General features: G+C 71.6%; 18 protein-coding genes. 14 read left to right on the top strand and 4 right to left on the bottom strand.

Annotation, left to right across the window (positions count from 1 at the left end; all coding sequences use genetic code 11):
- Positions 1 to 134: 134 nt before the first annotated feature.
- Both ABZ851_RS18970 and pruA read left to right on the top strand, forming a co-directional pair.
- The gene (locus ABZ851_RS18970) at positions 135 to 1,061 is read left to right on the top strand and encodes a proline dehydrogenase family protein (RefSeq protein ID WP_088800219.1); all 927 of its coding nucleotides are present in this window, start codon (positions 135 to 137) and stop codon (positions 1,059 to 1,061) included.
- A gap of 149 nt (positions 1,062 to 1,210) precedes the next feature.
- Complete coding sequence (gene pruA, locus ABZ851_RS18965) at positions 1,211 to 2,842, top strand: L-glutamate gamma-semialdehyde dehydrogenase (protein WP_336050081.1); 1,632 nt, start codon at positions 1,211 to 1,213, stop codon at positions 2,840 to 2,842.
- A 63-nt stretch (positions 2,843 to 2,905) separates the two neighbouring features.
- On the opposite strand, the gene ABZ851_RS18960 is transcribed toward pruA, so the two are convergent.
- Entirely contained in the window at positions 2,906 to 3,538 is a 633-nt protein-coding gene (locus ABZ851_RS18960; protein ID WP_361128629.1) for a Uma2 family endonuclease, read from the bottom strand.
- Positions 3,539 to 3,890: 352 nt separating this feature from the next.
- Here ABZ851_RS18960 and ABZ851_RS18955 point away from each other — a divergent pair, with 352 nt between their 5' ends.
- Positions 3,891 to 4,022, top strand: coding sequence for a hypothetical protein (locus ABZ851_RS18955; protein WP_088800221.1), 132 nt, complete (start codon positions 3,891 to 3,893; stop codon positions 4,020 to 4,022).
- A 165-nt stretch (positions 4,023 to 4,187) separates the two neighbouring features.
- On the opposite strand, the gene ABZ851_RS18950 is transcribed toward ABZ851_RS18955, so the two are convergent.
- Entirely contained in the window at positions 4,188 to 5,789 is a 1,602-nt protein-coding gene (locus ABZ851_RS18950) for a fibronectin type III domain-containing protein (RefSeq protein WP_361128624.1), read from the bottom strand.
- A 129-nt stretch (positions 5,790 to 5,918) separates the two neighbouring features.
- Here ABZ851_RS18950 and ABZ851_RS18945 point away from each other — a divergent pair, with 129 nt between their 5' ends.
- Both ABZ851_RS18945 and ABZ851_RS18940 read left to right on the top strand, forming a co-directional pair.
- The gene (locus ABZ851_RS18945; RefSeq protein WP_361128621.1) at positions 5,919 to 6,959 is read left to right on the top strand and encodes a 3-isopropylmalate dehydrogenase; all 1,041 of its coding nucleotides are present in this window, start codon (positions 5,919 to 5,921) and stop codon (positions 6,957 to 6,959) included.
- Between the two features lie 386 nt (positions 6,960 to 7,345).
- On the top strand, positions 7,346 to 8,434 hold the full coding sequence (locus tag ABZ851_RS18940) for a branched-chain amino acid aminotransferase (RefSeq protein ID WP_361128618.1): 1,089 nt from the start codon (positions 7,346 to 7,348) through the stop codon (positions 8,432 to 8,434).
- A gap of 95 nt (positions 8,435 to 8,529) precedes the next feature.
- Here the strand turns inward: ABZ851_RS18940 and ABZ851_RS18935 are convergent, their stop codons facing one another.
- Positions 8,530 to 9,987, bottom strand: coding sequence for a cytosine permease (locus tag ABZ851_RS18935; protein WP_361128615.1), 1,458 nt, complete (start codon positions 9,985 to 9,987; stop codon positions 8,530 to 8,532).
- Positions 9,988 to 10,231: 244 nt separating this feature from the next.
- Here ABZ851_RS18935 and ureA point away from each other — a divergent pair, with 244 nt between their 5' ends.
- From ureA to cimA, 8 genes are all read left to right on the top strand, one after another.
- Positions 10,232 to 10,936 carry an urease subunit gamma gene (gene ureA / locus ABZ851_RS18930; RefSeq protein ID WP_361128612.1) on the top strand — a complete coding sequence of 235 codons (705 nt, stop codon included), beginning with the start codon at positions 10,232 to 10,234 and terminating at the stop codon, positions 10,934 to 10,936.
- Positions 10,933 to 12,627, top strand: a complete 1,695-nt coding sequence (locus ABZ851_RS18925; protein WP_361128609.1) for an urease subunit alpha — start codon at positions 10,933 to 10,935, stop codon at positions 12,625 to 12,627. The genes ureA and ABZ851_RS18925 overlap by 4 nt, the downstream gene beginning before the upstream one ends.
- A 159-nt stretch (positions 12,628 to 12,786) precedes the next feature.
- Entirely contained in the window at positions 12,787 to 13,827 is a 1,041-nt protein-coding gene (locus ABZ851_RS18920; RefSeq protein WP_361128606.1) for an agmatine deiminase family protein, read from the top strand.
- 35 nt (positions 13,828 to 13,862) lie between these two features.
- The gene (locus ABZ851_RS18915; RefSeq protein WP_361128603.1) at positions 13,863 to 14,495 is read left to right on the top strand and encodes a TetR/AcrR family transcriptional regulator; all 633 of its coding nucleotides are present in this window, start codon (positions 13,863 to 13,865) and stop codon (positions 14,493 to 14,495) included.
- 133 nt (positions 14,496 to 14,628) lie between these two features.
- Complete coding sequence (locus ABZ851_RS18910) at positions 14,629 to 14,964, top strand: hypothetical protein (protein ID WP_361128600.1); 336 nt, start codon at positions 14,629 to 14,631, stop codon at positions 14,962 to 14,964.
- 259 nt (positions 14,965 to 15,223) lie between these two features.
- Positions 15,224 to 16,525: an MFS transporter gene (locus tag ABZ851_RS18905; protein ID WP_361128927.1), complete on the top strand. Its 1,302-nt coding sequence runs from the start codon at positions 15,224 to 15,226 to the stop codon at positions 16,523 to 16,525.
- Between the two features lie 118 nt (positions 16,526 to 16,643).
- Entirely contained in the window at positions 16,644 to 18,053 is a 1,410-nt protein-coding gene (locus tag ABZ851_RS18900; RefSeq protein ID WP_361128597.1) for a S28 family serine protease, read from the top strand.
- 282 nt (positions 18,054 to 18,335) lie between these two features.
- Positions 18,336 to 20,039 (top strand): citramalate synthase, encoded by a 1,704-nt coding sequence (gene cimA / locus ABZ851_RS18895; RefSeq protein ID WP_361128594.1) that lies wholly within the window; start codon positions 18,336 to 18,338, stop codon positions 20,037 to 20,039.
- A 91-nt stretch (positions 20,040 to 20,130) separates the two neighbouring features.
- Here cimA and ABZ851_RS18890 read toward each other — a convergent pair whose 3' ends face one another.
- Entirely contained in the window at positions 20,131 to 20,772 is a 642-nt protein-coding gene (locus tag ABZ851_RS18890; protein ID WP_361128591.1) for a YceI family protein, read from the bottom strand.
- A gap of 253 nt (positions 20,773 to 21,025) precedes the next feature.
- On the opposite strand from ABZ851_RS18890, the gene ABZ851_RS18885 reads away from it, so the two are divergent.
- Positions 21,026 to 23,467, top strand: a complete 2,442-nt coding sequence (locus ABZ851_RS18885; protein WP_361128588.1) for a polysaccharide lyase 8 family protein — start codon at positions 21,026 to 21,028, stop codon at positions 23,465 to 23,467.
- Positions 23,468 to 23,473: the final 6 nt, after the last annotated feature.

Below are 23,473 nucleotides of genomic sequence, written 5' to 3'. Positions count from 1 at the left end.
ACCACGAAGGCGTGACAGCTGTCGATGGCCGGGAAGTGGCGGGATCCTTAAGTTTCAGGTGGCTCAATCTTGCCGACGCGTCCGTCCCGTCCGGCGTCCGCCGGTACTTGTCACCCTGAATCGTGGAGGTGCCCATGCTGGGTCCCGTGCTCCTCGCCGCAGCGCGCAGCAACAGCATCCGCCGCATCGTTGCGGCCGCCCCGGTCACCCGCCCCGTGGTGGACCGGTTCGTTGCCGGCGAGCGCCTGGACGAGTCCATGGCGGCCGTGCGGTCGCTGGCCGCGCGCGGCCTGGAGGTCACCCTCGACCACCTCGGCGAGGACATCACCGACCCGGCAGAGGCACTGCGCAACCGCGATGCCTACCTGCACCTGGCCGCGGCCCTCAAGGAGCAGGGACTGGGCGTCAAGGCCGAGATGTCGGTCAAGCTGTCCGCTTTCGGGCAGGCACTGGCCGGCGGCCACGAGCTGGCGCTGAAGAACGTCACTCCGGTGGTCGAGGCCGCCGCCGAGGCCGGTACGACGGTGACCCTCGACATGGAGGACCACACCACCGTCGACTCCACCCTCGCGATCCTCGCCGACCTGCGGGAGCGCTTTCCCCAGACGGGCGCGGTGCTGCAGTCCTACCTCTTCCGTACCGAGGACGACTGCCGTGCGCTCGCCGGGGAAGGCTCCCGGGTACGGCTGGTCAAGGGCGCGTACAAGGAGCCCGCGACCGTCGCCTTCCAGGACAAGCGGGAGGTCGACAAGGCCTATGTGCGCTGCCTGAAGATCCTGATGGCCGGGGAGGGCTACCCCATGATCGGGTCGCACGACCCGCGGATGGTGGCCATCGGCCAGGACCTGGCCCGCCGCAACGGGCGCAAGCCGGCCGACTACGAATTCCAGATGCTGTACGGCATCCGCGAGGGCGAGCAGCAGCGGCTGGTCGCCGACGGGCACCGTATGCGGGTCTACATCCCCTATGGCACCGACTGGTACGGATACTTCATGCGCCGGCTCGCCGAGCGCCCTGCGAACCTCGGATTCTTCCTGAGGTCGCTGGCGACCCGCGGCTGATCCGCCCCGTGCGGGCGGGCGCGGGTGGATGCTGGAAGCCCGGGGTACCTCCCGGACGGCGCCGCCCGCAGCCGCCCACCCGACGCGGCCGCGGCCGCACCACCGACGTACGACAACCGACGAGCGAAATCGAAGGAGACACGGCCGCTATGGACGCTGTGACCCAGGTCCCCGTGCCGGTGAACGAGCCGGTCCACACCTACGCCCCCGGCAGCCCGGAGCGTTCCCGTCTGGAGGCCAAGCTCAAGGAGCTGGCCGACAACCCGATCGAGCTGCCGATGACCATCGGCGGCGAGCGCCGGATGGGCGGCGGCGAGCGTTTCGACGTCGTACAGCCGCACAACCACGCCTCCCGGCTCGGTACGTACGCCAACGCCACCGTCAAGGACGGCCAGGACGCGGTCGACGCCGCGCTGGCCGCCGCCCCGGCCTGGCGCGCGCTGTCCTTCGACGACCGCGCCGCGATCATCCTCAAGGCCGCCGACCTGCTCTCCGGCCCCTGGCGCGAGACGATGGCCGCCGCCACCATGCTCGGCCAGTCCAAGACCGCCCAGCAGGCCGAGATCGACACCCCCTGTGAGCTCATCGACTTCTGGCGCTTCAACGTGCACTTCGCGCGCCAGATCCTCGCCGAGCAGCCCCCGGCGAACTCCCCGGGCGTGTGGAACCGCTCGGACCACCGCCCCCTCGAAGGCTTCGTCTACGCGATCACGCCCTTCAACTTCACCGCGATCGCCGGCAACCTCCCGACCGCGCCCGCCCTCATGGGCAACGTCGTGGTCTGGAAGCCCTCCCCGACGCAGACCTACGCCGCCGTGCTGCTGATGCAGCTGCTGGAGGAGGCCGGGCTGCCCAAGGGCGTCATCAACCTCGTCACCGGCGACGGCAAGGACGTCTCCGAGGTCGCCCTGACCCACCCGGACCTCGCGGGCATCCACTTCACCGGTTCGACCAAGACCTTCCAGTACCTGTGGAAGACGGTCGGCAACAACATCGAGAACTACAAGACCTACCCGCGCCTCGTCGGCGAGACCGGCGGCAAGGACTTCATCGTCGCCCACCCCTCGGCCGACCGCGCCGTGCTGAAGACCGCCATGACCCGTGGCGCCTTCGAGTTCCAGGGCCAGAAGTGCTCCGCGGCCTCCCGCGCCTACGTCCCGGCCTCGCTGTGGAACAACGGTCTCAAGGAGGAGTTCGCGGCCGAGGTCGACGCCCTGTCCATGGGCGACGTCTCGGACCTGTCGAACTTCATGTCCGCCGTCATCGACGAGCGCTCGTTCGCCAAGAACAAGGCGGCGATCGACCGTGCCAAGGCCGATCCGACCATCGAGGTCGTGGCCGGCGGCACCTACGACGACAGCGAGGGCTACTTCGTCCGCCCGACGGTCCTGGTCTCCACCGACCCGGAGAACGAGATCTTCAAGGACGAGTACTTCGGCCCGATCCTCGGCGTCTACGTCTACGACGACGCCGACTACGACGCGATGCTCACCCAGATGGAGTCCGCCTCGGCGTACGGCCTGACCGGTTGCGTCATCGCCCAGGACCGCGCCGAGGCCGCCCGCACCTGCGAGCTGCTGCGCTTCGCGGCCGGCAACTTCTACATCAACGACAAGCCGACCGGCGCCGTCGTCGGCCAGCAGCCCTTCGGCGGCGGCCGCGCCTCCGGCACCAATGACAAGGCCGGCGCCAAGCAGAACCTGATGCGCTGGACCTCCACCCGCTCCATCAAGGAGACCCTGGTCCCGCCGACGGACTACCGCTACCCGCACATGGGCTGACGCCCGCGTGCGCCGACGGCCCGGCTCCCCTCTCCCCGGGGGCGCCGGGCCGTCGGCGTTGCGTCAGGCGTTCCGCGGGGGGCCGGTGATCGCCTCGGTGATGGTGAAGCCCTTGGCGGGGCCTTCGGGGATGGTTACTTCGGTGCCGTATGCCACGCGGTTCTCGTTGTTGTAGATCGCCTCGTCGGGACGGGGGCCGGTAAGCACGCTGATCGTGCCGTGTCCGTCGTAGGCGTCGATGAGGATGTAGAGGGGAATGCCGGCGCGGGCGTAGGCACGGCGCTTGCGGACGCGGTCGCGCTGCGTCCCATCGTGACCGGGCGAGACGACTTCGATGATGAGTGCCACGCAGCGGGCGTCGAGGCCGAGGCCGTCGTCGGTGACGAACTCGTCGTCGTCTTCGGGAGCGACGACTGCGTCCGGAATCCAGACCTTGCGTCCGTGTACAACGTTTATGTCGTTGTTGACGACGAACGCGCTCGACTGACTGTCCAGATACCGGGTCAGCTCGCGGTGTAGCTGATTACTGACCTTGCTGTGGCTGTGGCGACCAGTGGGCGACACCTCGATGAACCCCTCAACGATCTCGGCGCGAAGGCCCTCTGGGAGTTCCATGGCTTTCCATGCCTGCCACAGGAGCTCGTCCAGGTCCGGTCCGGACGTCATCTCGGGCGCCTCGTGTGCGAGAGCGGTCATGGTGCAGCACCTCCTCCTCAAGTGTGGGCGGGCTTGGCCGGGCGGCACAAGCGACACCCTCAAGCTAGGGAGCCGGAGACCCCTCGACCTGCGAATGTCCGTAGGTCACTCGTTCGAGTACACGCCGGCCGTCTCAGATAGTAGGAAGCCCAAGTAATTGTGCAGACATCACGGCCGAGCTGTCCTAGCGTTGTAGGAAGCCGAACGTAACGCTCGATCGAGCGCATGCGGATGCGGCCCGGTGCGCAAGCGCAGGTGACCCCTGTCGTGCCGAGGCCCCCGCGTTTTCCGGCCGCTTCTGGATCGACGCATCCCATTTGTTCTCGGGGCTCTGGCATAGGAGACGTGAATCATGGCTGAGACTGCCGTCCGCAGGACCCGTCACTCCGCCCGTACGACCAGCGACGCCGACCGCAGGAACGCCGCGGCCGCTCTCCAGCGCGCCCTCGACCGCCGTGACAACGGCGGCTCCACCGGGCACTGAGACGATGCGCGCGCGACCCGGGTCGGTGCTGTCGAGGCCGGCGTCGGTGCCCTGCCGCTGCTGCTGGCGGATCCGGCTGTCGGTGGCCCGGTGGCTCTTTCTCTCCTGAACGATCTTCGCCTGTAGGGGCGCCGTTGTGCGGGCGCCCCTACAGCTGATCGCCGCTCACTGCGCGGGCGAGCGGGTCACCTCGAAGTGGTCGATGCGCTCGCCGGACTCGGCGAGGGCGGTGACCTTCATCCGCGGGCGGTGGCCGGGTGAGACCTCCACGGCGATGAAGGAGTAGCCGGTGTAGCGGACCCGGGACCACTCCACGGTGTCCTTGTTCTTCTCCTGGCCCTTGGCCCAGTGGTAGGTGTCGATGTGGTCGACGTCCTTCACGTGGCCCTCGTAACTGTCGGGTGCGGGGAAGTCGTACAGCGCCCGGCCCGCGCCGCCGGCGGTCACGTACACGATGCCCTCGCGCGTGGTGTCGACGCTCTCGCCGATCGGCATCTTCTTGCCGACCCGGCCGCCCTTGAGGGCATCGGTCCGCTCGTAGACGTGGTTGTGCCCGTTGATGACCAGGTCCACCTGGTGCTTCTCGAACAGCGGCAGCCAGGCATCGCGCACCCCGCCGTCGGAGGCGTGCGAGTTGGTGGTGGAGAAGGCGCAGTGGTGGAAGAAGACCACGATGAAGTCGATGCCGTCGGCCGCGCGCAGTTCCGCCAGCCTGCGGTCCAGCCAGCGGGTCTGCTTGCCGCCGGTGTAGCCCTGGTTGGCGGGGATCTCGTACGAGACGTCGTTGGCGTCCAGGGCGACGACCGCGGTGTTGCCGTAGGTGAACGAGTAGACGCCGGGGGCGTTCTCGGCGTCCGGGCCGTTCCCCGGCAGCGTCCAGCGGGCGTTCTGGCCGCCGTAGCCGTGGGGGGAGTACCAGGCCTCCATGTCGTGGTTGCCGGTGGTCACCATCCACGGCACGGACTGGGCCACCGACTCGGTCTGCGCGAGGAACTGGTCCCAGACCCGGGCGTCGTAGGCGTCGTGCTCGGAGCCGTCGCCGTCGGTGTCCGCGTAGCAGATGTCGCCCGCGTGCAGGTGGAAGGAGGGGTTCTGACCCAGGATCAACTGGTCGTTGGCGAGGGCGTGGTAGCTCACGCCCTGGTCGCCGAAGGCCGTGAAGACGAACGTCCCCGGGCGGGCCGGGGCGGTGCGGAAGGTGCCGATGGTGGAGAAGTGGCGGGGGTCGGCCGGGTCGAAGCCGTCGTGGCCGACGCCGTAGTAGTACGTGGTTCCCGGGCGCAGCCCGTCCAGGGCGGCGTGCAGGTAGTACTGCTGCACGGCGGGCAGCTTGGCGGACAGGGACGGGGTGTGCAGGTCGCGCACCTCGGCGTCGATCTTGCGCCCCAGGTCCCAGGGCGTGAGCCCCACCCGCAGATACGGCCGCCGCACGGCGAGCGGCACCTGCCAGCTCACCCGCATCTGGCTCTTGGGGTCGGCACCGAAGGCCAGGTGACGGCCGAACGGGGCGACCAGCGAACCGTCGACGCGGGCCGTGGAGGGCGCGGCCAGCAGGGTGGGGGAGGCCTGGGCCGAACCGGCCAGCAGGCCGGAGCCCGCCACCACTCCCGCGGTCGCGGCCGAGGTACGCAGCAGACCGCGGCGGCTCAGCTTGGTACGGAGGTAGTCGTGCTGCTCGGGCATGCTCATCCGGGCCGCGAGCCGCTCCGGTATGCCGACGCGCGGGGTGTGCGAGGGCGGGTGGGTGCCCCGGGTGGTTCCAGTCATGCCGCCGAATGTCGCAGGGCGACCCGACCGCGACGGGGACAGCGGGTGAACGGCGGCTGACCGACGGCCCACGTGTCCGTATGGCGGACGTTACGTGTCAATCAATGGGACGGCGAGTAGGGTCCCCCCATGTCTCGCAGCATTCGCCTCGCAGTGATCCCCGGTGACGGTATCGGCCAGGAAGTCGTGGCCCAGGGCCTGAAGGTCCTGACCGCGGTCCTCCCGCAGGACGTCAAGCTGGAAACCCAGGAGTACGACCTCGGCGCCCGGCGATGGCATGCGACCGGTGAGACCCTTCCCGACGCGGAGCTGGAGTCGCTGAAGCAGCACGACGCGATCCTGCTCGGCGCGATCGGCGACCCGTCCGTACCCTCCGGCGTGCTGGAGCGCGGGCTGCTGCTCAAGCTCCGCTTCGCCTTCGACCACTTCGTCAACCTGCGCCCGTCGAAGCTCTTCCCGAACACCACCACGCCGCTCGCCGGCCGCCCCGACATCGACTTCGTGGTCGTCCGCGAGGGCACCGAGGGCCCGTACACCGGCAACGGCGGCTCGCTGCGCACCGGCACCCCCGCCGAGGTCGCCACCGAGGTCAGCCTCAACACCGCCTACGGTGTCGAGCGCGTGGTCCGCGACGCGTACGAGCGGGCCAACGCCCGCCCGCGCAAGAAGCTGACGCTGGTGCACAAGAACAACGTCCTGGTGTACGCGGGCCACATGTGGAAGAACATCTTCGACAAGGTCGGCCAGGAGTACCCCGAGGTCACGACCGACTACCTGCACGTCGACGCCGCGACGATCTTCTTCGTCACCCAGCCCGAGCGGTTCGACGTGATCGTCACCGACAACCTCTTCGGCGACATCCTTACCGACCTCGCCGCGGCCGTCACCGGCGGTATCGGCCTGGCCGCCTCCGGCAACATCAACCCGACCGGCGAGTTCCCCTCGATGTTCGAGCCCGTGCACGGCTCCGCACCGGACATCGCGGGCACCGGCAAGGCCGACCCCACGGCGACGGTCCTCTCCGTGGCCCTGCTCCTGCGCCACCTCGGGTTCGCGCCGCAGGCCGCCCGGATCGAGGAGGCCGTGGCGGCCGACCTGGCGGCCCGGGACGGCTCGCCGCGCAGCACGGACGAGATCGGCGACGCGCTCGCCGTACGCGTAGCCGGCTGAGGCCCGCAGCGCACACAGGCACCACCGACAGCGCCGGGCCGTACCAGGCCCGGCGCTGTCCGTATTGGTCCGCTCCGGTCCTGCCGCCCGGCGGGGTGCGACCATCGGACGGCGACCATCGGACCCGGAACGCGCCCTCGGTTCCGGCGGCACGGACCCACGGGCGATAATCGGACGTGGCATCGCCGCCCGCGAGGAAACTCGGACGTCCCAGTAACGACCGGTACGTTCAAGATCCGAGCGTGGTCGCCACACACCGCACCGGTGCCGCATGGTGGGGGCCGACCCCCCGACCCCCGGCCGGAGGGCTGGGCCGGTGACGCTCCCCCAGTGAACGCTGGGAGGTACCCCCAGGTATCGGAACACGCAGTGAAGGACACGCATTCATGACGACGCCCACCATCGAGCTCAAGCCGTCCTCGCATCCGCTCTCCGACGCGGAGCGGGCGAAGATCCTGGCCGCCCCCGGCTTCGGCCGCCACTTCACCGACCACATGGTGACGATCAAGTGGACGGAGGGCCGCGGCTGGCACGACGGCCAGCTCGTGCCGTACGGGCCGCTCTCCCTCGACCCGGCGACCAATGTCCTGCACTACGCGCAGGAGATCTTCGAGGGCCTGAAGGCCTACCGGCAGCCCGACGGCTCCGTCGCCACGTTCCGCCCCGACGCCAATGCCCGGCGCTTCCAGGCCTCCGCGCGCCGGCTGGCCATGCCGGAACTGCCCGTCGAGACCTTCATCGAGGCCTGCGACCTGCTCGTCCGGCAGGACCGGAACTGGGTGCCGGCGCACGGCGGCGAGGAATCGCTCTACCTGCGCCCCTTCATGATCGCGACCGAGGTCGGGCTGGGCGTGAAGCCGGCCAACGAGTACCTTTTCGTGGTCATCGCCTCGCCCGCCGGCGCGTACTTCGCCGGGGGCGTCAAGCCCGTCTCCATCTGGCTCTCCGAGAACCGGGTGCGCGCCGTCCCCGGCGGCATGGGCGACGCCAAGACCGGCGGCAACTACGCCGCGTCGCTGCTCGCGCAGGCCGAGGCCGCCGCGCACGGCTGTGACCAGGTCGCCTACCTCGACGCCGTGGAGCACAAGTGGGTCGAAGAGCTGGGTGGCATGAACCTGTACTTCGTGTACGGCGACAAGATCGTCACGCCCACGCTGACCGGCTCCCTCCTCGCCGGCGTCACCCGTGACTCCCTGCTGTCCGTCGCCCGCGACCTGGGCTACGAGTCTCAGGAGGCCCGGGTCTCCATCGACCAGTGGAAGGCCGACACCGAGAACGGCACCCTCACCGAGGTCTTCGCCTGCGGTACGGCCGCCGTGATCACTCCCGTCGGCACGGTCAAGAGCGCGGGCGGCGAGTGGGTCCAGTCCGGCGGTGAGCCCGGCAAGGTCACCCTGAAGCTGCGGGACGCGCTCCTCGACATCCAGCGCGGTATTGCCGAGGACCAGCACGGCTGGATGCACCCGCTGGGCTGATCCGGGACCCGGGCAGCCGGCCGGGGCCGCGCCTGGACGGACCGAGGCCGCCGCCGACATCGCGTCGGGGGCGGCCTCCGGCGTGTCCCGGCCCCTCAGCCGGCCTCCGCGGGGGCCTTCGCCGGGGCGGACGCGCCGGGGGCGGGCGGCACCGCGCGCAGCGCCGCGACCGGGCGCGGGTCCCGGGCGGTGAGGGCCAGGTAGGTGAGGCCGCCCACCGCCGCCGCGAGCAGGAAGCTGAGGTCGATGCCACCGGTCAGGGGGAGCAGCGGTCCCTGGAAGAGGGGCGTGTCCACGCCCATCAGGCCGACCGCCGAGCCCAGTGCCCAGGCGACGGCGGCCCGGACGTGCCAGCCGCCCCGGTACCAGTACACGCCGCCCCGGGTGCCGCGGTTGTAGACCTGCAGGGACTTTGGGTCGTACGTGCCGCGGCAGCGGACGAAGCCGATCACGGTGATCACCGCCCAGGGCGTGCCGACGGCCGTCATCAGCAGGACGAAGGAGGTCATCGCGTCCTGCGCGGCCCACAGGAAGTGACCGGCGTAGACCAGCGCGGTCGAGACGCCGGCGACGACGTAGGTGGCCTGGGTGCGGGTGGCGCGCGGCAGGATCGCGTCCAGGTCGAGGCCCATGCTGTAGAGCATCAGACCGGCGTTGCCGACCGAGCCGGCCGAGGCGTTGACCAGCAGCAGCGCCAGGTACCACAGCGGTGCGCCGGCCACCAGCGGGCCCGCGTAGTCCGCGCCCGCCCCGACGGCGAGCGCGGTGAACGTACCGAAGAGCTGCGGCACCAGGAGGCCGGCCAGCAGGCCCAGACAGGTGGCGCCGAAGACCTTCGTGGAGCTGTGCCGCTGCGGGGAGATGTAGCGGCTGTAGTCGCCGAGCAGGGTGATGAACGCGATCGGGCCGCTGAGCCCCGCGGAGACGGCGGCCAGCAGCCAGGTCTGCCAGAAGCCGCCGAGCAGATAGCCGCCGCCGTGTGGCGCTGCGGTGGTGAAGGTGCCCGCGTACGCGACGATGCCGACGGCCAGCAGCACGGTCAGACCGAGGGCGAGCACCTTGCTCAGCCGCAGCAGCACCCGGTAGCCGTAGACCGCGCTCACCGCGGTGGCGCCCGCCAGCAGGGCGTAGACCAGCGCGTACGCCATCCCGCTCGACGGCAGCCCGGTCAGGCGGTGCAGCGTGCCGACGACCGCGTCCCCGCCCACCCACAGCGTCAGCGCGGTGTAGCCCAGCGACAGCAGCAGGCCGATGACCGAGCCGATCAGCCGGCCGCGCACACCGAAGTGGGCGCCGCTGCTGGTGGACAGGTTGGTGGCGCTGCGCAGGGAGACCAGCGCGAGCGGGGCGGTGAGCAGGGTGCCGAGGGCGGTGCCGGCCGCCAGGGAGGTCACCGAGGGCCAGAAGCCGAGCCCGAAGGAGACCGGGAGCCAGCCGAAGATCACCACCCCGAGGGCGAGGTTCGACCCGAGCAGGATCGAGATCAGGTCGCGAGGCCCGCTGGTGCGTTCCTCCTCCGGGACGGTGTCGACTCCGCGTTGTTCTATCGGCATGAGGGCTCCCCTGAGAGGCCGGACAACAGTGGGTGAGCAGGGTTTCGGGGGCCGTGTTCCGTACGGGGGCGGTGGGCGCCGCGTGCTGCTCACGCTGTCGAGATCATGTAGAGCGGCGCGCTGTCCGCCGCAACTTTTAGAGCAGCGCTCAATGTCGCCTATCCCAGTGCCCACGGTCAATGCTTCCCTCCTGGGCATTTTCGGGTTTAGAGTGCTGCTCTAATCGATTGGGAGGAGTGGCGGGATGCGGTTGACCCCGACGGAACGCGACCGGCTGCTGCTGTTCGGCGCGGCCGAACTGGCGCGGACGCGCCGGGCCCGCGGACTGCGGCTGAATGTGCCCGAGGCGACCGCGTTGATCGCGGACACGGTCTGCGAGGCGGCGCGGGACGGGCGCCGCCTCGCCCAGGCCATCGAGGCGGCCCGCGGCGTGCTCGGCCCGGACGATGTGCTGCCGGGCGTGGCCGACGTGGTCACCGAGGTGCATGTGGAGGCCGTCTTCGACGACGGCTCCCGGCTCGCGGTGGTCAGCGACCCGATCGGCGCCGGTGCACGGGACGGGGAGCACCGCCGGGTGCCCGCGCCCGGCGCGGTGCTGCCGGGACCGGCCGCCCCGGAGCCCGCGCCCGCGGTCGTGCTGACCGTGCGCAACACCGCGACCGTGCCCGTCAGCGTCACCTCGCACTTCCACTTCTTCGAGGCCAACCCCCGGCTGGACTTCGACCGCGGCGCCGCGTACGGCATGCGGCTGTGCGTCCCGGCCGGCTCGTCGGTGCGGTTCGACCCCGGCGGCACCGAAGAGGTCGGCCTGGTCCCGATCGGCGGCGACCGGATCGCGATCGGCTTCGCCGGTCTGGTGGACGGCCCGCTGGACGCACCGGGCGCGAAGACCGAAGCGCTGCGGCGGGCCGCCGCCTGCGGCTACCTGGGAGCGGAGGAACAGGCATGACCGGCACCATCGACCCTCACGAGTACGCGTCGGTACACGGCCCGCGGGCCGGCGACCGGGTCGTCCTCGGCGACTCGGGCCTGGTCGTCCGGGTCGAGTCCGACGCGCAGAAGCCCGGTGACGAGTTCCTGGCCGGCTTCGGCAAGACCGCCAGGGACGGGCTGCACCTCAAGGCCGCGGCGGTCCGTGAGACCTGCGATGTGGTGATCAGCAACGTGCTGGTCATCGACGCGGTCCAGGGCATCCGCAAGGTGTCGGTCGGCATCCGTGCGGGCCGGATCCACGCCATAGGACGGGCCGGCAACCCCGACACCCTCGACGGCGTCGATGTCGTCGTCGGCACCGGCACCTCGATCGTCTCCGGCGAGGGCATGATCGCCACCGCGGGCGCGGTCGACACCCATGTCCATCTGCTCTCGCCGCGCGTCATGGAAGCCTCGCTGGCCTCCGGCGTGACCACGATCATCGGCCAGGAATTCGGTCCGGTCTGGGGCGTCGGCGTCAACTCCCCCTGGGCGCTGGGCCACGCCTTCAGCGCCTTCGACGCCTGGCCGGTCAACATCGGCTTCCTCGGCCGTGGTTCCTCCTCGGGCGAGGCCCCGCTGGTCGAAGCGCTCGCCGAGGGCGGCGCCTGCGGCTTCAAGGTGCACGAGGACATGGGCGCGCACGCCCGCGCCCTGGACACCGCCCTGCGGGTCGCCGAGGAGCACGACGTCCAGGTCGCGCTGCACAGCGACGGCCTCAACGAATGCCTCACCGTCGAGGACACCCTGCGCGTCCTGGACGGCCGGACCATCCACGCCTTCCACATCGAGGGCTGCGGCGGCGGCCATGTCCCCAACGTCCTCAAGATGGCCGGCGTCCCCCACGTCATCGGCTCCTCCACCAACCCCACCCTCCCCTTCGGGCGGGACGCGGTCGCCGAGCACTACGGCATGATCGTCTCGGTCCACGACCTGAAGACCGATCTGCCGGGCGACGCCGCCATGGCCCGCGACCGCATCCGGGCAGGCACCATGGGCGCCGAGGACGTGCTGCACGACCTCGGGGCGATCGGCATCACCTCCTCCGACGCCCAGGGCATGGGCCGCGCGGGCGAGACGGTCCGGCGTACCTTCGCGATGGCGGGCAAGATGAAGGCCGAGCTCGGGCCCCTGGAGGGCGACGGCCCGCACGACGACAACGCCCGGGTGCTGCGCTATGTCGCCAAGCTGACCCTCAACCCCGCCATCGCGCACGGCCTTTCGCACGAGATCGGGTCGATCGAGGTCGGCAAGATGGCCGACCTCGTGCTGTGGAAGCCGCAGTACTTCGGTGCCAAGCCACAGCTGGTGCTGAAGTCCGGCTTCCCCGCCTACGGCGTCACCGGCGACCCGAACGCCGCCACCGACACCTGCGAACCCCTGGTGCTCGGCCCGCAGTTCGGCGCGTACGGGGCGGCCCCCGCCGAGATCTCCGTCGCCTTCGTCTCCCGCGCCGCGGCCGAACAGGGCGGTGACCATCTGCCCACCCGCCGCCGCCGGGCCGCCGTCCGCGGCACCCGCGGTATCGGCCCCGGCAACCTCGTCCACAACTCCCGTACCGGACAGGTGCAGGTCGACGAACGCAGCGGTCTGGTCACCCTCGACGGCGATCCGATGCGCTCGGAGCCGGCCGACACCGTCTCGCTCTCGCGCCTGTATTTCCTGTGACAGCACGGCCCCTGGCGCCGCCGCGGCCGGCGGGGCGGGCCACCGTGCCTGCCACCCACCCACCGTGCCTGCCACCCGCCGTGCCTTTCGCCCCGCCACCGACACCCGTGACGCCGCCACCGTGCCGCCGGCCGTCACCGCGAACCGTGAGGACCCCGCATGAACACCCCTGCCGCCGACGGCTTCCGCATGCCCCCGGAGTGGGCCCGTCACGAGCGCACCTGGATGGCCTGGCCGGGCCCCAACTTCACCTTCGGCGAGGAGGGCGGCGAGACCCTGGCCGCCGCCCGCCGCGCCTGGGCCGCGGTCGCCCGCGCCGTGCGCCGCTTCGAGCCGGTCACCGTCGTCGCGGGACCGGGGCAGTCCGAGGGCGCCCGCGCGCTCCTCGGCGACGGCATCGACCTCGTCGAGCGCCCGCTGAACGACGCCTGGATGCGCGACATCGGCCCCACCTTCCTCACCGACGGCACGGGCCGGCTCGCCGCCACCGACTGGGTGTTCAACGGCTGGGGCGCCCAGGACTGGGCCCGCTGGGACCTCGACGAGAAGATCGCCGAGCAGGTCTGCGGGCTGGCCGGCGCCCACCGGTATGCCACGCCCCTGGTCAACGAGGGCGGTGGCATCCACGTCGACGGCGAGGGCACCGTCCTGCTCACCGAGACCGTGCAGCTCGACCCGGGCCGCAACCGCGGCCGCAGCCAGGAGGAGGTCGAGGCCGAGATCCACGCCCACCTCGGCACCACCAAGGCGATCTGGCTGCCGCGCGGCCTGGCCGCCGACTACGGCCGGTTCGGCACCCGCGGCCATGTCGACATCGTCGCCGCCTTCGCCCGGCCCGGTGTCGTCCTCGTGCACACCCAGCCCGACCCCGGCCACCCCGACCACGCGATCTGCCAGGAGATCGCCAAGCTGCTGCGTTCCTCGACCGACGCCAGGGGCCGCCGGCTGGAGGTCGTCGAGGTGCCGGCGCCCACCGTCCTGGAGGAGGACGGCGAGCTGGTCGACTACTCCTACATCAACCACTACCTCTGCAACGATGGTGTGGTGCTCTGCGGCTTCGACGACCCGCGCGACGAGGAGGCGGCCGCGGTCTTCCGCCGGCTCTTCCCCGGGCGGACGGTGACCCTGGTGGACGCCCGTACGATCTTTGCAGCGGGTGGCGGTATCCACTGCATCACCCAGCAGCAGCCCGGGGTCTGACCCGCAGACCCCGGCCGGCCTACCCGGAGGTCCCCGTGCCCGGTCCCGTGCGCCGCCCCCGGCGCCGGCTCAGCCAGCCCCGCGAGCAGGTCCTCGCCGCGGCGATGACGACCATCGCCGCGGAGGGCCTGGACCGGCTGACCATGGCCGGTCTGGGCCGCGAGGTCGGCATGAGCAGCGGCCACATCCTCTACTACTTCGGTACGAAGGACGAGCTGCTGCTGCAGACCCTGCAATGGAGCGAGGAACAGCTCGGCGCCGAACGCCGGGCCGCCCTCTCCCGCCGCGTCCCCGCCCGCGAACGGCTGGACGCGCTGGTCGGCCTCTACCTCCCCGAGGGCCACCGCGATCCGCGCTGGACGCTGTGGCTGGAGGTGTGGAACCGCTCCCGGAGCGCCGACGACGAGGCCCGCGAGCGCCAGCTCGACCTCGAACTCGCCTGGCACCGCGACCTGGTGGCCCTTCTCGTCGAGGGCATCTCGAAGGGCGAGTTCCGCTCCGTCGACGCCGAACGCTTCGCGACCCGCACCCGCGCCCTCCTCGACGGCTTCGGCTCCCAGCTCGTCGTCGGCCTCCCGGGCACGGACCGGGAACAAGTCCTGGACCACGTACGCGAGTTCCTGGACGAGGCGCTGGAAACCGGTACGGCGCGGCCCTTGAATCCGTGATCTTCGTCCCCTAGCGTCGCCGGATGCGCGTGCGTGACCGAACGCCTGGGGGGCGTGCATGACCGACCGCCCCCTCGCACGCGCCCGACCGACGTGCCTGCTCCACGCGCACGTCCACACGAGGGGAACAGAAGTGATCTCACGGAAGAAGGCCCCGTTCGCGGCCCTGGCCGTCCTCGGCGCCACCGCGCTGCTGGGCCCGGCGGCGCCCGCGGCGAACGCCGCGACGCCGGCCACCGCCAAGGCCTCGGCCACGATGACCAAGTGCGGAGTGCACACCGGTGGCAGCGCCGGGCTCTACTACCACAACTGCTCGAAGAAGTACTGGCACAAGGTGACGGTGGACCACATCATGGCGCCGGACCTGACCTGGTGCATCAAGCCGGGCAAGGACGAGTTCCTGGGCACCGTCGCCCCGCTCCCCACGAAGGTGCGCGGCGCCAAGTACCTGGGGCACTGCAAGCCCTGACCGCAACGGAGGAAGGGGCGGGCGCGGCCCAGGGCCGCGCCCGCCCCTTCCACGGGCCGTGTACACAACGCACGCAAGTACGCCCGATCGTTGCCCGCCGTGCTCTTGTCAGCCACCGCGCAGATCGACGAGCGTAACCGCTGGCCGGTCGACCGGCCCGTGAAGCGAGGAGGCTGGCGTGACACAGCGCCCGGGTGAGACGGATCCAAGCGGTGGCAGGGCCAACTGGCGGAAGATCTGGGTGGGTTCAGCGGGGAACATGGTCGAGTGGTTCGACTGGTTCGTCTACTCCAGCTTCGCGGTGTACTTCGCAGGCTCCTTCTTCCCCGAAGGCAACACCACCGCACAACTGTTCAATACCATGGCCATCTTCGCCGTCGGCTTCATCATGCGCCCCATCGGCGGCTGGCTGCTGGGCCGGATCGGTGACCGGCGGGGACGGAAAGCCGCACTGACGCTCACCGTCACCCTGATGTCCGCGTCCGCGATCCTCATCGCCCTCGCGCCGACCTACGCGGTCGCCGGCTACGGCGGGGTGGCTGTCCTGCTGATCGCCCGCCTCCTTCAGGGTCTGTCCGTCGGCGGCGAGTACGCGGCGAGCGCGACCTATCTCACCGAGGCGTCCGCGGAGGGCAAGCGCGGCTTCGCCTCCAGCTTCCAGTACGTGTCGATGACCGCGGGCCAGCTGATCGGGCTGGCGCTGCAGATCGTCCTGCAGAACACCCTGTCGGACGAGGCGCTGCACGGCTGGGGCTGGCGCATCCCGTTCATCATCGGCGCCCTGGGCGCGGCCGTCGTCTTCTACCTGCGACGGAACATGCTGGAGACCGAGGTCTTCAACGAGGCGGGCGAGACGGTCGGCGGCGACGCGGGCCACGACGGGGCCGGGCGCGGCACCCTCAAGGCACTGTGGCAGCACAAGCGCGAGGCGTTCCTGGTCATCGCCCTGACGATGGGGGGCACCGTCGCCTACTACACGTACACGACATACCTGACCAAGTACCTGTCGGGGACCGCGGGCCTGCCCAAACAGACCGCGACCCTGGTCAGCTTCTGTGCGCTGTTCGTGTTCATGTGCCTCCAGCCGCTCGCCGGGGCACTCTCGGACCGGATCGGCCGGCGTCCGCTGCTGATCACCTTCGCGGTCGGCGGCACCCTCCTGACCGTGCCGATCATGTCACTGCTCAAGTACGCCGGCAGCTTCTGGCCGGCCTTCGGCCTGGCCCTGCTCGCCCTGGTGATCGTCACCGGCTACACCTCGATCAACGCCTGTGTGAAGGCCGAGCTGTTCCCCACCGGCATCCGGTCCCTCGGCGTCGCTCTCCCGTACGCCATCGCCAACGCGCTCTTCGGCGGCACCGCCGAGCCGCTGGCACTGCGGCTGAAGCAGTCGGGCATCGAGTCGGCCTTCCCCTGGTACGTCGCCGGCTGCGCCGCCGTCTCGCTGATCGTCTACCTCACGATGCGCGAGACCCGCACCATCGACCTGCACCGGGTCGGCCGGCAGGACGAGCACACGGGAGCCGGCCGCACGCGGGTGGGGGAGCCCGTCGCCGACTGAGCCGCCGGCTGAGTCACCGGCCGAGGGGCGTCCGTCCTGACCGGAACCGGCCTTCCGCGCCCGCGGCAGGGCCGGTTCCGGGATAGGCACGCGGGGCGCCGGCTGGTTGGCTGAACGCTTGAAGATCACGAGGCAGTTATGCCTGCCGCTGCTGCTGACCGGCCTGCTGGCCTCGGCCGTCGCGGCCCCGTCCACAGCGACCGCCCGCACCGGCGGGGCCCACCCGGCCACGGCGCCGCCGGGCACGGTGCGCCCGGCCGCGCCCCGCCGGGCCGCCGACGACATCCGGGCCCGGATCGCAGCCCTCCCCGGGATGCGGGTGGTCAAGGAGAACCCCGCCCCGGCCGGCTACCGCTCCTTCGCGCTGGTCTACCGCCAGCCCGTCGACCACCGGCACCCCGGCAGGGGCAGCTTCGAGCAGCGGCTGTCGCTGCTCCACCGGTCCACCGCCCGGCCGATGGTGCTCTACACCGGCGGCTACGACCTCAACACCCGGGACCCCGCCTTCCGTGCCGAGCCGACCACGATCGTGGACGGCAACCAGATCAGCGTCGAGCAGCGGTACTTCGGCACCTCCCGCCCCCACCCCACCGACTGGTCGAAACTCGACATCCGGCAGGCAGCGAGCGATCACCACCGGCTGATCCGGGCCCTCAAGACGGTCTACCGCGCCGCCTGGATCTCCACCGGCGGCAGCAAGGGCGGGATGGCCACCGTCTACCACCGGCGCTTCTACCCGCACGATGTGGCCGGCTCCGTCGCGTACTCGGCGCCCAACAACACCGACGACCGGGACGACACCGCCGAGGACCGCTTCCTCCAGCGGGTCGGCTCGCCCGCCTGCCGCAGTGCGCTGACCGCGCTGCAGCGCGCGATGCTCGGGACCCGGCGGGCGGAGATGGCGGGCCGCCTCGCACGCTGGGCCGCGGACCAGGGCTCCACGTTCCACACCGTCGGCAGCGCCGACCGCGCACTGGAACTCACCGTGCTGGAGCTGCCCCTGCTCTTCTGGATGCAGCAGGAAGAGGGGGACGACTGCGCGATCCCCGGGCCCGCCGCCCCCGGCGACGCGCTGTTCACCTGGTTCGCCGAGAAGACCATGCTGCCGGCCTTCAGCGACTACCACCTGGCCGCCATGACCGCTTCCTACTACCAGTTGGGCACCCAGCTCGGCCAGGTGGCGATGGCCGCGCCACAACTGGCCGGGCTGCTGCGCTACCCCGGCATCCAGGAGATGCGCACCTATGTGCCGCGCAGCATCCCGCTGCGTTTCCAGCCGGAGGCCATGCCCGACATCGACCGCTGGGTGCGGCACCACGGCAGCGAGCTGCTGTTCGTGTACGGCGAGAGGGACCCCGCCCGGGCCGAGCCCTTCCGTACGGGCCGGGGTAGCCGGGACGCACACGTCTATCTGGCCCCGCACACCAGCCACGTCGTGAGCATCGGGAAGCTGGCGCCCCGGGACCGTGCACGGGCCACCGCCGCGCTCCGGCGCTGGGCAGGGGTGGACAGTCCGACCGAATCGTGAGACGGCCCGCGTGTCCGGTCCGGGGCTGTGGCACACTGCGGACCGTGCTCTCGTTCGCCATGATTATTGGCAGCAGGCGCGCCGGTCCGCAGTGACCGCCCCGTACGAACCGAGTACGGCGCGGCCATCGTCGTCCCAGACCCGCGCGCAGACCTCTCGCACCCGCGAGAGGTTTTTTCGTTTCCGGACCACACCGCACCGGAGGCGGAGCGCGAGGGACCATGGAGGGACGGTGGAACCGGTTATTCCGGTAGACCGAGACCCGACAGGAGCCAGACCAGCATGACGGACGCACCCTCCCACCCGTCTCCCGCCACCACCCCGGCCGGAGCCGCTGCGCGGCGCATCTCCCCGACCCCGTCTCCCGCCCCCCTCCCCGCCGGCGCGGTGCCCGACGACTTCCATGTCTTCGACACCACGCTCCGCGACGGTGCGCAGCGCGAGGGCATCAACCTCACCGTCGCGGACAAGCTGACCATCGCCCGGCACCTCGACGACTTCGGCGTGGGCTTCATCGAGGGCGGCTGGCCCGGCGCCAACCCGCGGGACACCGAGTTCTTCGAGCGGGCCCGTGCGGAGATCGACTTCCGGCACGCGCAGCTGGTCGCGTTCGGCGCCACCCGCAAGGCGGGCGTCCGCGTCGAGGACGATCCGCAGGTCGCCGGGCTCCTGGCGTCCCAGGCGCCGGTCATCACGCTGGTCGCCAAGTCCCATGTCGGGCATGTGGAGCTGGCGCTGCGGACCACGCCGCAGGAGAACCTGGCGATGGTCCGGGACACCGTCGCCTACCTGCGCGAACAGGGCCGCCGGGTCTTCCTCGACTGTGAGCACTTCTTCGACGGCTATGCGCTGGACGCGGCCTACGCCAAGGAGGTCGTGCGCACCGCGAGCGAGGCCGGCGCCGATGTCGTGGTGCTCTGCGACACCAACGGCGGCATGCTTCCGGCGCAGGTCACCGCCGTCGTACGGACGGTCTTCGCGGACACCGGCGCGCGCCTGGGGATCCATGCCCAGGACGACACCGGCTGCGCGGTCGCCAACACCCTGGCCGCGGTGGACGCGGGCGCCACCCACGTCCAGTGCACCGCCAACGGGTACGGCGAACGGGTCGGCAACTCCAACCTCTTCCCGGTCGTCGCCGCCCTGGAGCTCAAGTACGGGCGCCCGGTGCTGCCCGAGGGCAAGCTCGCCGAGACCACCCGGATCTCGCACGCCATCGCCGAGGTCGTCAACCTCACGCCCTCCACCCACCAGCCCTATGTCGGCGTCTCCGCCTTCGCCCACAAGGCCGGACTGCACGCCTCCGCGATCAAGGTCGACCCGGACCTCTACCAGCACATCGACCCGGCGCTGGTCGGCAACACCATGCGGATGCTGGTCTCCGACATGGCCGGCCGGGCGTCCATCGAGCTCAAGGGCAAGGAGCTCGGCGTCGACCTCGGCGACGACCGCGAGCTGGTCGGCCGGGTCGTCGAGCGGGTCAAGGAGCGGGAGCTGGCGGGCTACACCTACGAGGCCGCCGACGCCTCCTTCGAGCTGCTGCTGCGCGAGGAGCTGCAGCGGGCGGCGGGCGGCCGGCCGCGCAGCTACTTCACGGTCGAGTCCTGGCGCGCGATCGTCGAGGACCGCCCGGACGGTACGCACGCCAACGAGGCGACCGTGAAGCTGTGGGCCAAGGGCGAGCGGATCGTCACCACAGCCGAGGGCAACGGCCCGGTCAACGCGCTGGACCGGGCGCTGAAGGTGGGACTGGAGCGGATCTATCCGCAGCTGGCCCATATGGAGCTGGTGGACTACAAGGTCCGCATCCTGGAGGGCGCCCTGGGCACCGGCTCGATCACCCGGGTGCTGGTCTCCACCAGCGACGGCCGGGGCGAGTGGTCCACGGTCGGCGTGGCGGAGAACGTCATCGCCGCGTCCTGGCAGGCGCTGGACGACGCCTACGCCTACGGACTGCTGCGCGCCGGGGTCGAGCCGCAGGAGTGAGCGCCGCGGCAGCGGCACGACCGCGGCCCCGTACGACCCTCGGGGGAGGGGGTCCGTGCGGGGCCGCGGTCGCGTGGCGCGCCATGCCGGGTCAGGCCTGCCCGGCGGCCTTGACGGCGGAGATGTCGAAGAGGAGCTTGACCTTGTCGCTGACCATCACGCCGCCGGTCTCCAGCGCGGCGTTCCAGGTCAAGCCCCAGTCGGAGCGCAGGATCTCGGCGCTGCCCTCGAAGCCGACCCGCTCGGCGCCGTAGACGTCGGTGGCCGCGCCGTGGAACTCCAGGTCGATGGTGAGCGGCTTGGTGACGTCGCGGAGGGTGAGATCGCCGGTGATGCGGTAGCGGTCACCGGACACCTGCTCGGCGGCGGTGCTGCGGAAGGTCATCAGCGGGAAGGCCTCGGCGTCGAAGAAGTCGGCGCTGCGCAGATGGCCGTCGCGGTCCGCGATCCCGGTGTCGATGCTCGCGATCGTGACGTCGAGGGACGCGGTGGAGCGGGACGGGTCGGCGCCGTCGAGGTGCAGCGTGCCCTCGTAGTCGCCGAACGCGCCGCGGACGTTGGTGACCATGGCGTGCCGGACGGTGAAGCCGATGCTGCTGTGCGCCGGGTCGATGGTGTAGTCGCCGGTCAGCGCCGCGAGTGCGGGGTCGGCGTCGAGGACGGCAGCACGGGTGGCGGCGGGGGCGGTGGTGCCGCCGGTGTCGGCGGTGCGCTTGCGGTGGAACAGAGCCATGGCTCCTCCTCGAAGACGGCGCACCGGGTGGGTGCGCAGATTTGTTTAAGCTTCAACGAGATGCACCGTAACGACATCTGGTTCAACATTCAACCTCTCTGTCGGTGGGATCCGCAGGGCGGTTTCCGCCAGGCGGGTGGCGGACGGTGCTCCGGCGCGGTCATTGCCGCTCACCGACGGCTCGTGCTAGACCATCGGGAACTCCCAAGTGCGCAGCGCCACCCTCCAGTTGCCGCCATGGAGAGGACCGACCGTGCCGCCCTTCCCCGCCACGTCCGTCTGCTCACGCCGAGGATTCCTCGCCACCGCCACGGCCACCGCCGCTGCGGGCGCCCTCGGCCTCACCGCCCGCCCCGCCGGTGCCGCCCCCGGGCCGGCCACCGCTCCCGGGGACGAGTTCGCCGCCCTCCGGGCCCGCTGGTGCGAACTCACCCTCGGCAGCGGCTTCGACCCCGCCGCCCCGCCGTACGCCGCCGCCCTCCAGGAGACCGGCGCCCTCGCCGAAGCCTTCCGGGCGAGCATGCGGCCGGCCGCCACATCCCTCTGGCCGGACTGCCGCTACGACCCGCCGTCCGGCATCACCCGGAGCTACAGCCGGCTCGCCACCATGGCCCAGGCCTACGCCCAGCCCGGCACCGGCCGCACCGGCGACCCCGGCCTCGCCACTGCCCTGCTCACGGGCCTCGACCACCTCGAAGCCACCGTCTACAACACTGCCACCACCCGCTACGGCAACTGGTGGGAGTGGCAGATCGGCAGCCCCAGACTCCTCCTCGACACCCTCGCGATCCTCGGCCGGTACCTGCCCGACGGCGGCCCCGACGACGCGCTGCGCGACCGCTGCCTGGCCGCCGTCGACCACTTCGTCCCGGACGGCCTGCTCGGCGACTACACCGGGACCAGCACCGGCGCCAACCGCGTCGACCTGTGCCGGGTGGTCGCGCTGCGCGGCATCCTCGGCCACGCCCCTGCCAAGATCGCCCTGGCCCGCGATGCCCTCTCGCCGGTCTTCCCCTACGTCACCCGGGGCGACGGCCTCTACGCCGACGGCTCCTTCGTCCAGCACACCTGGGTCGCCTACTCCGGCACCTACGGCTATGTCCTGCTGGACGGCCTGGGCCGGCTGTTCACCCTGCTCGGCGGCTCATCCTGGCAGGTCACCGACCCGGCACGGCAGATCATCTTCGACAGCGTCGAACGGGCCTGGGCCCCGCTGCTGTACAACGGCCTGATGATGGACAGCGTCAACGGGCGCGCCATCAGCCGCGGCTACCTCCGCAGCGACGAACGGCACATCCTGCGCAGCGACCACTATCACGGTCATGCGCTGATCGCCGCCATCGCGCTGCTCGCCCAGGCCGCGAGCGGCGCCGAGCGGGACCGCTGGCACGCCATGGTCAAGGGCTGGATCGCCCGGGACAGCACGCTGCCGGTCCGCACCGACCGGCAGTACCCGGTCGCCGACCTGGCCCGGCTCGCGAAGATCGCCGACGGCCCCGCGGCCGCCGCCCCCGAACCCGTCGGCCACCGCCTCTTCCCGGCCATGGACCGTGCCGTGCACCGCCGCCCCGGGTGGGCCGCCGGCCTGGCCATGGCCTCCGACCGCATCGCGTACTACGAGAACGGCAACGGCGAGAACCCGCACGGCTGGCACACCGGCGCCGGCATGCTCTATTGGTGGGGCGCCGACTCCGGGGGCGACCAGTACACGGACGCCTTCTGGCCCACCGTCGACCCCTACCGGCTCCCCGGCACGACCGTCTCCACCAAGAGGCTGGCCGACAACGAGGGCGGCGGCTGGGGCGAGCCCAAGCCCGCGGCGCGCTGGGCCGGCGGCACCACCGACGGGGAATTCGCCGCGATCGGCCAGGACCTGCGCGGCCTGTCCTCCACCCTCACCGCCAGGAAATCCTGGTTCGCGCTCGCGGACTGCCTGGTCTGCCTCGGCGCCGGCATCACCGCCCGCGACGGGGTGCCGGCCGAGACGATCGTCGACAACCGCTGCCTGGGCGAGCGGGGCACCGCCGCGCTCACCGTCGACGGCGTACGCCAACCCGGCACGCTCGGCGTGACCACCTGCTTCCGCCGCGCCCACTGGGCCCACCTCGCGGGGCACGGCGGCTACGTCTTTCCCGGCGGCGCGCCCCTCAAGGCGCTGCGCGAGGCCCGCACCGGCTCCTGGCACGACATCAACACGACCTCCTCCACCGAGCCGTTCACCCGCCGCTACCTCACCCTCTGGCACGACCACGGCACCGACCCGGCCGACGCCCGCTACGCCTACCTCCTCATGCCGGGCGCCACCGCCCGCACCCTCGCCGCCCGCGCCGCCGACCGGTCCTGGCTCACCGTGCTCGCCAACGACGCCGGCCGCCAGGCGGTCGCCGTCGACCCGCTCGGCGTAACGGCCGCCAACTTCTGGCGGGCCGGCCGCGCGGGGCCGCTCACCAGCAGCGGCCCGGCGAGCGTGCTGGTGCGCGAGCGGCACGGGCGGCGGCGGCCGACCGCGCTGCTGTGCCTGGCCGCCCCGGAGCGCACCGGCGACATTCTGGACATCACCTGGTCACGGCCGGTGCGCACGGTGCTCGCCCACGACCCGGCGATCGAGGTGCTGGCCACCGGGCGCGCCCTGCGGCTGCGCCTGACCCCCGGTACGAGCTGCGCCACCCACACCTGCACGGTGCGGCTCGCCTGACCGGCA

The organism is Streptomyces sp. NPDC047049 (assembly GCF_040643995.1).
Taxonomy (GTDB): domain Bacteria; phylum Actinomycetota; class Actinomycetes; order Streptomycetales; family Streptomycetaceae; genus Streptomyces; species Streptomyces mooreae.
The sequence above is the reverse complement of the archived record's forward strand: the minus strand, read 5'-3'. Positions and strand labels throughout refer to the sequence as shown.

Excerpts from the sequence above, each read along its gene's own strand:
- ABZ851_RS18970 (WP_088800219.1), top strand. The coding sequence starts at position 135 with ATGCTGGGTCCCGTGCTCCTCGCCGCAGCGCGCAGCAACAGCATCCGC.
- pruA (WP_336050081.1), top strand. The coding sequence starts at position 1,211 with ATGGACGCTGTGACCCAGGTCCCCGTGCCGGTGAACGAGCCGGTCCAC.
- ABZ851_RS18960 (WP_361128629.1), bottom strand. The coding sequence starts at position 3,538 with ATGACCGCTCTCGCACACGAGGCGCCCGAGATGACGTCCGGACCGGAC.
- ABZ851_RS18955 (WP_088800221.1), top strand. The coding sequence starts at position 3,891 with ATGGCTGAGACTGCCGTCCGCAGGACCCGTCACTCCGCCCGTACGACC.
- ABZ851_RS18950 (WP_361128624.1), bottom strand. The coding sequence starts at position 5,789 with ATGACTGGAACCACCCGGGGCACCCACCCGCCCTCGCACACCCCGCGC.
- ABZ851_RS18945 (WP_361128621.1), top strand. The coding sequence starts at position 5,919 with ATGTCTCGCAGCATTCGCCTCGCAGTGATCCCCGGTGACGGTATCGGC.
- ABZ851_RS18940 (WP_361128618.1), top strand. The coding sequence starts at position 7,346 with ATGACGACGCCCACCATCGAGCTCAAGCCGTCCTCGCATCCGCTCTCC.
- ABZ851_RS18935 (WP_361128615.1), bottom strand. The coding sequence starts at position 9,987 with ATGCCGATAGAACAACGCGGAGTCGACACCGTCCCGGAGGAGGAACGC.
- ureA (WP_361128612.1), top strand. The coding sequence starts at position 10,232 with ATGCGGTTGACCCCGACGGAACGCGACCGGCTGCTGCTGTTCGGCGCG.
- ABZ851_RS18925 (WP_361128609.1), top strand. The coding sequence starts at position 10,933 with ATGACCGGCACCATCGACCCTCACGAGTACGCGTCGGTACACGGCCCG.
- ABZ851_RS18920 (WP_361128606.1), top strand. The coding sequence starts at position 12,787 with ATGAACACCCCTGCCGCCGACGGCTTCCGCATGCCCCCGGAGTGGGCC.
- ABZ851_RS18905 (WP_361128927.1), top strand. The coding sequence starts at position 15,224 with ATGGTCGAGTGGTTCGACTGGTTCGTCTACTCCAGCTTCGCGGTGTAC.
- cimA (WP_361128594.1), top strand. The coding sequence starts at position 18,336 with ATGACGGACGCACCCTCCCACCCGTCTCCCGCCACCACCCCGGCCGGA.
- ABZ851_RS18890 (WP_361128591.1), bottom strand. The coding sequence starts at position 20,772 with ATGGCTCTGTTCCACCGCAAGCGCACCGCCGACACCGGCGGCACCACC.